The organism is Thermithiobacillus plumbiphilus (assembly GCF_038070005.1).
Taxonomy (GTDB): domain Bacteria; phylum Pseudomonadota; class Gammaproteobacteria; order Acidithiobacillales; family Thermithiobacillaceae; genus JBBPCO01.
Window position 1 is genome coordinate 243926 of the sequence record NZ_JBBPCO010000003.1, and the last position, 12300, is coordinate 256225.

Below are 12300 nucleotides of genomic sequence, written 5' to 3' on the forward strand. Positions count from 1 at the left end.
ATCCACATCACCCACGGCCCATCCCGAGCCTCGGCTGGTCGGCCATGACCATGGACTTCCAGACCAAGCACAAGGCGGAACTCCAGGGTCTGGAACCGCCTCAGAAAGTTACCTTTGATTTAATCAAAGGTAATAACGGACAGTATCTGATCACCCGCTTGGCACCTGCGAAGCAAGTGACTTGCCAGCTTCATTTCTTATCACAATCAAGGAGGCAGAAAATGTCAAAATTAATTTCCTGGAAAAGAATCGCGCTCCTGGCCGGACTTTCCATCATCCCTGCCGCTCAGGCAGCGGACAACAATCACGAAATGTCGGGCTCGACTGGAAAGTCAGGCAACATGTCAGGGATGAATATGGACCAGCATTTGCGACAGATGCAGGATAACATGATCAAAATGCATGAATTCATGCATCAGATCGAGAATGCCAAAACACCGCAAGAAAAAGAGCGTCTGAAAGCTGAGCAACGTGAAGTGATGCGTAAAAACATGATGGGCATGAAGCAGATGAAATCCGGGATGGAAGGCATGGGCGGAATGGGCAACATGCAGGGACAGAGTAATATGGAGCCCGGCAAATCGATGAATTCAGCGTCTCCGAAAAATAGCGGGGATATGGGCGGCATGCAAATGGGCCATTGAACAAGGTGGGCCACGGGTTGCAATTCCGTGGCCCTTTTTCCAAGTTTTGCAATGCTCCTTCTGGCACGATTTACCTCAAGGTTTGCGCGCCGTCCTCGTAGCTGCATCCGCACCAGCACTTGCTGAATCATTCATCTGTCGGGTTTCAGCCTCCGTAAATGCCTTATGGCCATGAATCATGGCGGAAACCATGTTGTGCCGCCCCTTTATTTCATGCATGACGACCATCAGAATGTGAATGACAGCGAACCCCAACAGCAGGTAAAACCCCCAGTCGTGCCAGTTCATCAATACCGAGTTCATGCGTTCGTCATCTGACATGCGCGACAAAATCAAGCCTAGCGTGACTTGCGCGGCAGCAATGCCGTAAAAGGCCAGATATGCCGGAGCGGCGAAGGCATTATGTCCACGATAGGGCTCGACAGGCCGACGAAATCCACTCAAATAACACGATAGAGTTTGTCGCCAGACCCGACGCTGCCTGGCCGTGAGCGGCAAAAGATCGCGCCAGCGCGCTTCAGCGGGGCCCGCGAACAGCCATACAAGACGCAATGCAAGCCCAGCCGCAAGCGCATAACCGGTATAAATGTGCACCAGATCGAAACTCTCCATGAGCTGATCGCTCATGCTGTCGCCCAAAATCAGCAGGATCGATCCAGAGATGAACTGCGCCAAAAGCGTAAACGCAATCCACCAATGGAGCAGGCGAAGCAAGGGATCCCATACGGGATAAAGGCGGTAATGCAGGTCTTTCTCTGCTGCTTTCACAATGGCTCTCCTCAAACATCAACCACCAACATTAGCTACCGGCATGACCACACAAAGAACATGTTGTCGTGCCAGTTGGAAACCTGTTCCGGGACACATCGGTGCCCGATGCGCGTGTGTCTGATTACGGAACAAGAAGGGAAGTTTTTCGCAGGCACGCCTGCCTGACACAATTTTAAATCAAAAGCCGAAGCTGGAGGGTGGCTGCTTGAGGATACCGGGGAGGCTTGGCAAGGGATGCAAGAACGTGAAATTGGATACTGGATAGAGGCACTGTCAGACCGGTGACGACAGGCAACCAAATTGGCAGATGCTCCCCGCTTTCCACCTGGAAGCTTTCCTGAGCCAGATCTGGGGTAGCACAAAGAAGGCAGAGGTCATTCTTGCGGCAATTGTCAATACGAGATTTATCAGCATCACCAGTATGCATCGAAACACACGCGTTGCCAGATGGTGTCATCCGGTGCATGGAAGGCAGGCTGGTGGAAGCAAAGCAGGCTGGTTTGGAGAACTCGCTGGCAAGCGCCTTACAGGGCAAGTAGACGGACATGAGGACAAAAAGAGTCCACCACCCTAAAAAATAGGGCGCAAACCGGCGTTGTTGCTTATGTGAGCATTTCATTCCGGTGATGATTAAAAATAACAGAAGCCATGTCAAGCATCCGCTAACAGTGCGCGTGCGGCACAAGATCCTGGGCGGCCTGGCACCAGCCGATCTGCAGAGCAGCTGGCCAGAAAGTCGGCTACATTGGCAGAATGACTCCAAACCAGGATGCTACTAAAGAGGGGGCGGTCGACAAATTTCTCGCTTGATGGCCATGGAGATCGCCATGCTGCATTACTCGGCTACGAACAGAGAAAGCGGGACCTTGAGTGATCCCGCTTGGCGCCATGCGGAGCAGAACCCGGCTGTAGAGATGCTGTTGATTACATTCGGCCGGGGTGCTCCGCCATCGGCAGTGCTTGAGGTCAGTCTTTCTTCTCCATGCCACTCCCGCAGCAGGGGCATTTGGGCGCCTGCCCACCACCCTGATTAGCGGAAGCGTCTTCCCGGGGCTCTTCCGTGACACGCATACCGCAACCGCACTTACCACACCGGTACTCTTCGTTTTTCTTGCAGCATCCCATATTTTTCTCCTTGCCAAGACCAGAACAATGTGGAAGAAACTTTGCATTTACCCTCTACATTATTGCGAGGGAACACCAATTAGAAGCCCCCCAGCCGCCATAAAGTTCCCTGGAGATACGGATTCCAAGCAATTCAGGGCAAGGGCATGGTATGCGGAGCGGTATTGATACGTGCGTCCGTAGCAACCGACATGAAATACAACATCCGACAAAATACACTCACCGCGGCAGGAGAATTACCCGTACTCTGTAACCAAAATCAAGGAGAACACCCATGTCGGCATATCAGCAGGTGCTGCTTTTCGCATTGGCCGGGTTGCTGACCGCACTCGTGCTCCTTGGAATCGGGCGTTATGTGAACGCCCGGCTCAATACCGAGCCGGCTAGGCGCCCTTTTGAATCCGGCGAAGCACCGCAAGTGCACGCCTGGAGTCGCTTCCATGTGCGTTTTCTCAATTACGCCCTGATTTTCCTGCTGTTCGACATGGAAATGGTGTTCATGTATCCCTGGGCCGTGGTCTTTCTGGACGAGGGCTGGAAGGCATTCACAGAAATGGGCATGTTCATCACCATCCTGGTGCTGGGCATTCTGTATGCCTGGCGCGAGCGCGCCTTCGATTGGGATTGATGCACGTGGCGCTCCGGCGAGGACTACAGCACTTTGCCTTTGGCCACCCGACTGCCTTTCCTGTGCTGGGCTGGGGCGGTAGCGCGCTCTGGCATCAGTTGCGCGCCGGGGACCGCATCCAGGCGGCACCGGCGCCGCGCAATGCCGACCTTTTGGTCCTGGCCGGCGAGATCCCGGCGAGCTGGCAGGCGAATGTAATCGCCCTGTTCGAAACCTTGGCCCTGCCCCGCCTGATACTGTGGCTGCAGCCGCCCTGGCCCTGCACGCCGATCAGTGGCCTGCCGGTAGGGGTCAGTGTCGCGCCCGAGGCCATTATGCAGATCGACTGGACTGAACTTGTGGAACAGTTGCTGGCCCCCGGCAACCCGGCCAATGCGCCGCTACTGGCGGATGAGCCCCCAGCACCCTGGCGCGGGATCGGCCCGCATGGGCAGGGCGGCAAGGGGATGATGGGAGGCGTACCCTACGGCCGGCCCATGGCGATGAACGCCGACGATCCAGACGGATTGATGCTGGACGATGTACCGACTTATCTCGGGCCGCATTTTCCCGGCCTGCCCAGTGGACTTTGCCTGGAGCTGCGAGTGCAGGGCGACCGTATCCGGGAATGCGTGGCTGCGCGAAACAGCTTCCCGCATGGCGCAGCGCCGCAGGGAAATGCACCGGCGCCGGCAAGCGTGGCAGCCTGTGAAAATGAACGGCTGCGCGGCCACTTGCGTTGGATGGCGGATTTCCTGGAGCTCGCCGGTCTGGCGGCCTTGGGTGCGCGGGCGCGGCGCCTGGCTGAGCGGCCGGAGCGCCGGGCCGTGCAGCGTCTGATCGCGCAGGCGGAATGGGGTGGCTTGCTGCGCCGCCGTTGCCGGGGGCTGGGGGTGATCACGCAGGAAGAAGCCTTGCATGCGGGCCTGCCGGATTCAGCCGCCAAGGCCAGCGGCGTGGATCATGACAGCAGGCGCAGTGAGCCCGCCTATCAGGCCTTGGGTTTCGAAGTGCACACCGAAACGCAGGGTGACACTTGGGCGCGCTGGCGGGTGCGGGCACGGGAGTGCCGACAATCACTGGACCTGATCGAGCGCGCTGCTGATATGCGCCTGCCGGCTGCGGCGCAATCCGGTCTCCCGGCCAATGCGCCCAGCCCCGCCACACTCGAACTCCTGCGCCATAAACTCGCCAGCCTGGAGTGGTCACAAGCGGTGCTGTTCGTGGCCAGTCTCGGTCTGGACATGGGGGCCGAACAATGAGCCCCGTGGCGCACGCCAGCGTCTGGTGGGCCGCGCCAGCGGCGTTGTTGCTGGTACTGGCCGGAATCGCGTTGCTGGCCATGCTGGATGCCGCCCTGCGGGCCCGGCTGGCAGGTCAGGGCTGGCAGAGCGGAATTTTGGCAGGGCCCCTGCGGCAAGCATTTCGCAGCATTTTCAAGGAGTTCCGTCCTACCGAGCACCCCGACCTCGCCCTCTGGCTGACCGCGCCGGTGCTGCTGCTGAGTGCGGTCATGGCGGCACTGGTGGTCATGCCACTGTCGCCAGGCTGGATCGGTGCCGATCTGCGGGTCGGTATCGTCTTTTTTACCGCGCAGTTCACCCTGGTGGCGGCGGCGGTCTACCTGGCGGGCTGGGGGCCTAACAGCAAGTATCCGCTGATCGCCGGCTACCGCTTCATCGGGTTGATGCTGGCTTATGAGATGCCTTGGGCCATCACCATCATTGCCGTGTCACTGCCGGCCGGCTCGCTGCAAGTGGGCGCCATCGTCGCGGCACAGAGCCATCTATGGAATATTGTCCTGCAACCGCTGGGCTTTCTGCTGTACCTGATCTGCGCGCTAGGCATCGCCTTCTGGGGACCTTTGAACGTGGTGTCCAGCAGCGACCTGGCCGGGGGCGTCGACGTCGAGCTGTCCGGCGCCCCCCTGCTGGTCTGGCAGCTCGGGCACTACGGCCTGCTCCTGGCTGTGAGCGCCTTCGCCGTGCCGCTGTTTCTGGGCGGTTCGGCGGGATACTGGCTGCCTGGCCCGCTCTGGACCGTGCTAAAGACCTTGCTGATTGCCACGCTCCTGCTCTGGATCAGCCATCGCCTGCCCCGCATCGCGCTGGAACAGTTCATGAAATGGGCCTGGATCCTGTTGATCCCCCTGGCCCTGCTCAACATCTTTCTGGTCGGCGGCATACTGCTGATCTGGCCCGGCCTGCGTGGGGTGGCACCATGAGTGGCATAACACTCGCTTTCATTGTGCTATCCACATTCGTCATCGTCTCCGGCTGGCTGGTGTTTCGTTTCAATTCCATGGTGCGCGCCACCTATGCCCTGCTGCTGTCCTTCCTTGCCACCTCGGGACTCTTTCTACTGCTCGATAGCGAGTTCCTCTTCGCCATCAGCTTTCTGATGATGGTCGGCGAGATGGTCATCATGGTCATGTTCATGATCGCTTTCATGATGAATCCGGCCGGCTTGAATCCGATGAACATGGTGCACCAGCCGCGCATCGCGGCGTTTGCCGGGTTTGGTGTCTTTGCGCTGCTCACAGTGGCCATCCTGACAGCAGACTTCCCGCAGCCCATCGCCACCGCGCCTGCCGATGTCACCGCCGCCATCGGCTTTGAGCTGCTGGGCTCGTCCATGCTGATTTTCGAGACCGCCGGCGTCACCCTGCTGGCCGGCATGATCGCCGTGATTGCGCTGGCGGCTCGGCGCGGCCGGTTCAATGATGCGGTGCTGCTGCCGGGAAAACGGTCGATGCCAAATCATGGTGGCCACGGGGGCATGAATCACGGGAAGGCCGCCGCCCACCCGCAGGATCACCAGGACTCCCACGCCACCCACAGCGCACAGGCAAAACCCGGAGGCGAGCATGGGCATTGAGGCCTTTTTGATTGTCGCTGCTGCCTTGATCGGCATTGGCCTGTACGGCGCGTTGAGTCAGCAGTCCATCGTCATGGTCATGATGGGACTGGAGCTGATCCTGAACGGCATCCTGCTGAGCATTCTGAGCTTCTGGCACTTCGTGGCACCCTACTCCGCCAAGGGACAGATCTTCGCCATCATCGGCCTGACCTTGATGGCGGTCGAGGCGGCCATGGGTTTTGCCATCCTGATCGCCCTCTACCGGGCGCGGATGGTGGACACCGTTGACGGCGCCAAGGACCTGCGCGGCTGATGGTCACCAATCTGCTCTGGCTCTTGCCAGCCCTGCCGCTCGGCCTGGGGGTGCTTCTGCTGGCGGGCGGACATCGTTTCGATCGTCTGGCCGGCATCCTGAGCGCCATCGGCGCATTTTCCACCCTGCTCCTGGCCCTCTGGGCGTTGCAGGCGCACCCGACAGCAGTCTGGCCCTGGCTGCCGCTCGGGAATCGCAGCTTGCCGCTGACCCTTGCGGCGACGCCCTTGAGTGCCGCGATGGCGGTGCTGGTATCGGCGCTGGCCACCCTGATACTGATCTATGCCCTGGCGTACATGGCCAAGGATCCGTCCCGGGCGCGGTTTTTCGGCCTGATGAGCCTGTTTCTGGGCAGTATGCTGCTGCTGGTGCTGGCCGATGATCTGCTCGCGCTGCTGATCGCCTGGGAGAGCGTGGGCGCCTGCTCCTACGCCCTGATCGGCTTCTGGTATACGGAGGCCGGTCGCCCGCCCGCCGCCAACCGCGCATTTCTCAGCACCCGCTTCGCAGATATCGGATTGTACCTGGCGGCAATGGCCGCCTTCGCCGTTACGGGTGGTTTTTCCTTTGCCAGTCTGGCGACCCTGAGTGGCTGGCCCTTGCAGCTCGTGGTTGGCGGCCTGATCCTGGCCGCGCTCGGCAAGTCGGCCCAACTGCCTTTTTCCGGCTGGCTATCCGGCGCCATGCTGGGGCCCTCGCCGGTCTCCGCCCTGCTGCACTCGGCCACTATGGTCGCGGCGGGCGCCTTTCTGCTGACCAAGCTCCTGCCCGTGCTGATGCTGACCACCTGGGCGCAGCCGCTGCTGCTCTGGGTTGGTGGCTTGACAGTACTCACGGGAGCCCTGATTGCCCTGTACCAGGATGAGATCAAGCAGATCCTGGCTGCCTCCACCCTGTCCCAATATGGTTACATCTTCGCCGCACTGGGCGCGGCGGATGCAGGTGCCGCCACCCTGCACCTTTTCAGCCATGCCCTGTTCAAGGCCCTGCTCTTCCTGGCCGCAGGCGTGCTGGTACACAGCGGTCTGCAGCGTCTGCAGGAGATGGGCGGCCTGCGCAGGCCCATGCCCTGGACGGCTGCCGCTTTCGGCATCGGCGCGCTGTCCCTGGCGGCCATTCCCCCCTTGGGCGGCTTTTTCAGCAAGGAACTGATACTGGCCGCCGTCAGCGAGCAAAACCGGCTGCTGGGTATCTTCCTGATGCTTGGTGCCTTTCTGACGGCCGTTTACATAGCGCGCGCCTGGCTGCTGGCCTTCGCCGGCAACACCCCCGTCAATCCATCGAATCCACAAAAGGCGGACACGAGCATGCGCCTGGCTATGGGTGTGCTCATTGTGCTGGTGCTTTTCTCGGGCCTGCTGGCCTGGCCTCCGATTGCCGGGGCCTCCGGGGTCTCGGCCGCCATTCAGATCATGTCAGCCGAAACCATGCTGTCTCTGGGTCTGGTCCTGCTGGGCCTGCTGTGGAGCTGGCGCCGCCATGTCAGCGGTCGACTCCTGCACCTGCCGAAATTTGGCGTTCTTGGGGCGGCAGCAGGCCAGTGGTTCGGCCTCTTGCAATTGAGTGATGGTGTGGGTCGGCTGGGCCTGCGTCTGGCCCAGCAGCTGGCGAAGGCAGATGATCAGTTGCTCGCCAGGGGCGTGCAGCAGTTGCCGAAGCTGACATTGCATCTGGGCGAATGGTCACGCCGAGCCGACCGGGAAGGCTGGGACCGCCTGATCGAAGGCATGGCGAATTCCCTGAGCAGTGGTTCACGTGTTCTAAGCGATCTGCAGAACGGATTGCTGCACCGCTATTACCTTTGGATGGTAGTCAGTATGCTGCTTTTGCTCGCTCTCACCTTCTGGACCGCCGGAGTCTGAACACATGCTAAGTCTGGCCATCTTTCTCCCGCTGCTCGGGGCACTGCTGATTCTGCTGATCCCGGCGTCGCGGGTAAAGGTCATTCGCAACACGGCCAATCTTACCACCAGCCTGACACTTGCACTGTGGCTGACGATCGGCCTGAATTTCCGGCTCGACGGAGGGTTTCAGTTCGTGGAATTCCTGCCCTGGATCAAAAGCCTTGGCATCAGCTATCACCTGGGCGTGGATGGCCTGTCACTGGCGCTGCTGCTCATGACTGCCCTGCTGTTCTGGTCGGCGCTGGTGTTTTCCTGGACGCAAACAGAGCGGGCCAAGGAGTACTTCGCCTGGTTTCTTTTTCTGGAAAGCGCCTGCCTTGGTGTTTTTGCCGCCCTGGACCTCTTCCTTTTTTATATTTTCTGGGATCTCACCCTGGTGGGCATGTACTTCATCATCGCCATCTGGGGCCACGAGCAGGCCCGCCGGGCAGCCACCTGGTTTTTTATTTACACGCTGGTGGGGTCTCTGGCCCTGCTGCTGGCCATCATTGGGCTCTACCTGAATACCCAGCCGCTGAGCATGGACATGCTGGAGATCATCCGGCAGCAGCCTCTGGCTGGCGGCTGGCTGGCGCAGCTGGTTTTTTTGGGTTTTTTCCTGGGTTTCGCCATCAAGCTCCCGCTCGTGCCCTTTCACACCTGGCTGCCGCTGGCACACACCGAGGCGCCGGCGGCGGGTTCGACCATCCTGGCTGCGGTACTTCTGAAGATGGGCGGTTATGGTTTCCTGCGCATTCTGCTGCCCATGCTGCCAGACACTTTCCGGCAGTACGCGCTGGCGCTGGTGCTGCTGGGCGTGATCAGCGTGATTTACGGCGCCTTGGCGGCCCTCGCGCAAACGCATTTCAAACGCATGGTGGCCTATACCAGCGTCAATCACATGGGTTATGTGATGATGGGGATTGGCGCCCTGGGTGTCTGGCAGGGCAGCGAGGCCGCCAGGACCCTGGCCTATAATGGCGCCGTGCTGCAGATGGTCTCACATGGCCTGATCACCGGCGCGCTGTTTCTGATCAGTGGCATGCTGTGGACCCGTGCCCACAGCTTCGATATGGACGCTTTCGGCGGGCTTGGGCGCATCGTGCCGGTGTTTACCGCAGTCACCGGTCTGCTGGCCTTCGCCAGCCTGGGCCTGCCCGGTCTGTCCGGCTTTGTCGCCGAATTCCAGATTTTTGTCGGCACCTTCAGCGTCTATCCCTGGGCCGCCGCTGTGGCCCTGCTCGGCATCGTCATCACCGCCGCACTCTTCCTGCGTGCCTTGCAGCGGCTCTTTCTTGGCCCGGTCAATGCCCAGTGGACGGGCATGGCGGACCTCAAGGCGCATGAGCTGATCGCATTGGCGCCGCTCCTGTTGTTGGTGATCCTGATCGGCATCCTGCCCGGTTGGCTGATCGATCTGATCAATGCTGCCATGCACTGGAAAGGGAGCTGAACCTTGCGCCTGGATCTGATCAGTCCGCTGCTGATCCTGCTGGTTGGGGCGGTGCTCACCCTGCTGGTGGGCATCTTTCTGCCGCGCGACAAGCAGCGCTGGAACGCCGGGCTCGCCTTGCTGGTGCTGGGCGCTGCTGGCGTGGCCGCACTGACCCTGAGGGGCACGCACGCATTGATCTTCGACGGTAGCTTCGTGGTGGACGAAGCGACTGTCTGGACCCAGCTCATGCTGTTCGCGACCGCTGCGGCAAGCATCCTGCTGGCCATCCCGGTGTTCCGCAATGACGCCAGGGAAGGTGAGTTCTACAGCCTGCTGCTCTTTACGGTGATCGGCACAGTGGTGCTGGCAGGTGCCGCCGACATGATGGAGATCGTGCTCGGGGTGCTGCTCAGTTCCATCGGCGGTTATGTGCTGGTGGCCTACCGGCGCAGCGATCCGCTGGCCCTGGAAGCGGTCCTGAAATACTATCTGGTGGGTGCCCTGACCAATATGGCGCTGATTTTCGGCTTTGCACTTTTATATGGCCTGAGCGGCTCAACCCAGTTGGGCACAATGGGAGAACAACTCGCGCCCGGCAGCACGCTGCTGCTGAGTATCGCCGTGGTGCTGGTGCTGGTCGGCATCGGCTTCAAGGCGGGCTTCGTGCCGGCCCACTTCTGGATGCCCGACGCCCTCCAGGCGGCCAGCACACCGGTGGCCGCCTTGCTCTCCGTGGCGCCCAAACTGGCCGCCCTCCTGGCCTTGGCGCATGTCATGGAGGCGCTGCCGCTGGCGCGCATCGACTGGCCGCTGGTACTGGCGATCATCGCCGCCGTCACCATGAGCTGGGGCAATCTGGCTGCCTGGCGCCAAGAGAACCTGCAACGCCTGCTGGCTTATTCCAGCATCTCCCAAAGCGGCTACATGCTGCTGGCCCTGGTGGCCCTGCCCGACTCGTCGCTGGCCTTGCCCGCCTTGCTGTTTTACTTCGCGGCCTATCTCGCGGCCAACTTCGGGGCCTTCGCGGTAGTCGGCGCGCTGGGCAAACCGAACATTTGCGACGGCGCCGGGCTCGCCCGCAGGCACCCACTGCTGGCCCTGTCGATGGCGGTATCGCTGCTGTCGCTCATGGGCCTGCCGCCGCTGGCAGGCTTTGTCGGCAAGTTTCTGCTCTTTACGGTGGCCTTCGAGGCCCACTATGAATGGCTGGCCATCCTGGCGGCACTGAACTCGGTGCTGTCCCTGTACTATTACCTGCGCGTCATCGCCCCCATGTACCTGCAGCCACCGGCGTACGCTGGCAAGCCCGAACCCTGGGCGGTAATCGTCGCTGCTGTTAGTGCCCTGGCCAGTCTCCTGCTGGGATTGGGTGTTTACCTGTTCCTGGATTTTCCTGCAACCTGAGCTTTCATGCAGTGAAGCAGGCTATCCTGACGTAAAATAGTAGTCCCTCCCCAAAGACGGCTGCTTTGTCCGTGTGCTAGGTACTTTGCCGGATAGGCGCACAAGCGGGTGCTGCTACCCTGAAACTCCGTCAATTATCTGACACTGGAGTTCATCATGCCCCTACAGCATCCGCCCCATACAGATACCCGCAAGTACATCGTCAGATTCAGTCTGCTGGCCGCCTGCCTAGCTTTCGCCAGCCCAACTTTAGCCAGTGCCCAAGGGAACCAGAAAGCGCCAGCCGGCACCGCGGCGTCTGTTTCTGGCAACCCCGCACATGGTGCTGCGGCTCAGAAGACGCGCATCTACGAAATCATGTACATGGAAAACATGATCGACCATCACAACATGGCGGTTGAGATGGCCCAGACCTGCCTGAGCAAGGCCAGCCATGCAGAGTTGAAGTCGCTCTGTCAGAACATCGTTACCAGCCAGAAACAGGAAATCCAGATACTCAAGAACCTGCTCGCCCAGAAATACCAGATCACCTACAAGGCGCAAATGAGCGCGCAGGAAATGAGTGACATGCGCGCACTGGCCGCCTTGAATGGCGCCGCCTATGAAAAGGCCTTCATGCAGCAGATGATCCAGCATCACTGGGCGGCTATCGAGATGACGGTACGCGACCTACCACATTTCAAAACGCCTCAACTCGTGACGCTGGGCCTGGATGTTATCGGCGCGCAGGCACCGGAAATCAAGCAAATGCGCGGCTGGCTCTGCGATTGGTACAAGGTCTGCGACCTAGTGCCCGAGAGTACTCTGCAGCCGAACCCCAGAGGTGAACACGCCAGGCAATATGGGTCAGAACATCGGGGGTAAGTATGCGAATGCCGCTAACCGCAAGCCTTGCGCAAAAGATCTGAGACTTGCCGGGCACAGCTGCTAAATACACAACCCCGGACTGTTCGGGCACGCCCGGGGTGTCTGTACTGCTTATGAAAGCTTCGCAGGTGTCAGGTGGTCTAGCGATCTAAAGATACCTGTTGATGATCTTCGCCAGTTCCGCATAGCCTTGCGGAACCAAATGCACACCATCCGACCCCACCAGACTGGACCAGTTGCTCAGGGCCCGGAAGTCTTTTTCCGAGTCCAACAGCTTGATGCGGCTGTTGCCCTGGGCGGCGATCCAGTCACGTAGTTGCTGGTTCACCCGCTGATTGCGGGCATCAACACTGTCCTTGCGCGGCAGGATGGTCATGACATAGACAGTGGCG

12 protein-coding genes are annotated in these 12300 nt (G+C 60.2%); 10 read left to right on the plus strand and 2 right to left on the minus strand.

What is annotated here, in order from left to right; all coding sequences use genetic code 11:
• Nucleotides 1-20 precede the first annotated feature (20 nt).
• On the plus strand, nt 21-644 hold the full coding sequence (locus tag WOB96_RS05080; RefSeq protein ID WP_341370210.1) for a copper-binding protein: 624 nt from the start codon (nt 21-23) through the stop codon (nt 642-644).
• Between the two features lie 75 nt (nt 645-719).
• Here the strand turns inward: WOB96_RS05080 and WOB96_RS05085 are convergent, their stop codons facing one another.
• Nucleotides 720-1412: a cytochrome b/b6 domain-containing protein gene (locus WOB96_RS05085; RefSeq protein WP_341370199.1), complete on the minus strand. Its 693-nt coding sequence runs from the start codon at nt 1410-1412 to the stop codon at nt 720-722.
• Between the two features lie 1402 nt (nt 1413-2814).
• Here WOB96_RS05085 and WOB96_RS05090 point away from each other — a divergent pair.
• From WOB96_RS05090 to WOB96_RS05130, 9 genes are all read left to right on the plus strand, one after another.
• Entirely contained in the window at nt 2815-3168 is a 354-nt protein-coding gene (locus WOB96_RS05090; protein WP_341370200.1) for an NADH-quinone oxidoreductase subunit A, read from the plus strand.
• Nucleotides 3168-4409 (plus strand): NADH-quinone oxidoreductase subunit D-related protein, encoded by a 1242-nt coding sequence (locus WOB96_RS05095; RefSeq protein ID WP_341370201.1) that lies wholly within the window; start codon nt 3168-3170, stop codon nt 4407-4409. Before WOB96_RS05090 ends, WOB96_RS05095 begins: the two co-directional genes overlap by 1 nt.
• Nucleotides 4406-5371, plus strand: a complete 966-nt coding sequence (locus WOB96_RS05100; RefSeq protein ID WP_341370202.1) for a complex I subunit 1/NuoH family protein — start codon at nt 4406-4408, stop codon at nt 5369-5371. Before WOB96_RS05095 ends, WOB96_RS05100 begins: the two co-directional genes overlap by 4 nt.
• Complete coding sequence (locus WOB96_RS05105) at nt 5368-6024, plus strand: NADH-quinone oxidoreductase subunit J family protein (protein ID WP_341370203.1); 657 nt, start codon at nt 5368-5370, stop codon at nt 6022-6024. The genes WOB96_RS05100 and WOB96_RS05105 overlap by 4 nt, the downstream gene beginning before the upstream one ends.
• Nucleotides 6014-6319 (plus strand): NADH-quinone oxidoreductase subunit NuoK, encoded by a 306-nt coding sequence (nuoK, locus tag WOB96_RS05110; protein ID WP_341370204.1) that lies wholly within the window; start codon nt 6014-6016, stop codon nt 6317-6319. Before WOB96_RS05105 ends, nuoK begins: the two co-directional genes overlap by 11 nt.
• Nucleotides 6319-8181 (plus strand): NADH-quinone oxidoreductase subunit 5 family protein, encoded by a 1863-nt coding sequence (locus WOB96_RS05115; protein WP_341370205.1) that lies wholly within the window; start codon nt 6319-6321, stop codon nt 8179-8181. Before nuoK ends, WOB96_RS05115 begins: the two co-directional genes overlap by 1 nt.
• A 4-nt stretch (nt 8182-8185) precedes the next feature.
• Complete coding sequence (locus tag WOB96_RS05120) at nt 8186-9655, plus strand: complex I subunit 4 family protein (RefSeq protein WP_341370206.1); 1470 nt, start codon at nt 8186-8188, stop codon at nt 9653-9655.
• A 3-nt stretch (nt 9656-9658) separates the two neighbouring features.
• Nucleotides 9659-11041 carry an NADH-quinone oxidoreductase subunit N gene (locus WOB96_RS05125; RefSeq protein WP_341370207.1) on the plus strand — a complete coding sequence of 461 codons (1383 nt, stop codon included), beginning with the start codon at nt 9659-9661 and terminating at the stop codon, nt 11039-11041.
• Between the two features lie 156 nt (nt 11042-11197).
• Nucleotides 11198-11905, plus strand: a complete 708-nt coding sequence (locus WOB96_RS05130) for a DUF305 domain-containing protein (protein ID WP_341370208.1) — start codon at nt 11198-11200, stop codon at nt 11903-11905.
• Nucleotides 11906-12056: 151 nt separating this feature from the next.
• Here the strand turns inward: WOB96_RS05130 and WOB96_RS05135 are convergent.
• A partial coding sequence (locus tag WOB96_RS05135; protein ID WP_341370209.1) for an SGNH/GDSL hydrolase family protein occupies nt 12057-12300 on the minus strand: 244 nt, incomplete at its 5' end.

Coding starts and splice junctions, on each gene's coding strand:
- WOB96_RS05090 (WP_341370200.1), top strand. CDS start 2,815: ATGTCGGCATATCAGCAGGTGCTGCTTTTCGCATTGGCCGGGTTGCTG.
- WOB96_RS05095 (WP_341370201.1), top strand. CDS start 3,168: ATGCACGTGGCGCTCCGGCGAGGACTACAGCACTTTGCCTTTGGCCAC.
- WOB96_RS05100 (WP_341370202.1), top strand. CDS start 4,406: ATGAGCCCCGTGGCGCACGCCAGCGTCTGGTGGGCCGCGCCAGCGGCG.
- WOB96_RS05105 (WP_341370203.1), top strand. CDS start 5,368: ATGAGTGGCATAACACTCGCTTTCATTGTGCTATCCACATTCGTCATC.
- nuoK (WP_341370204.1), top strand. CDS start 6,014: ATGGGCATTGAGGCCTTTTTGATTGTCGCTGCTGCCTTGATCGGCATT.
- WOB96_RS05115 (WP_341370205.1), top strand. CDS start 6,319: ATGGTCACCAATCTGCTCTGGCTCTTGCCAGCCCTGCCGCTCGGCCTG.
- WOB96_RS05120 (WP_341370206.1), top strand. CDS start 8,186: ATGCTAAGTCTGGCCATCTTTCTCCCGCTGCTCGGGGCACTGCTGATT.
- WOB96_RS05130 (WP_341370208.1), top strand. CDS start 11,198: ATGCCCCTACAGCATCCGCCCCATACAGATACCCGCAAGTACATCGTC.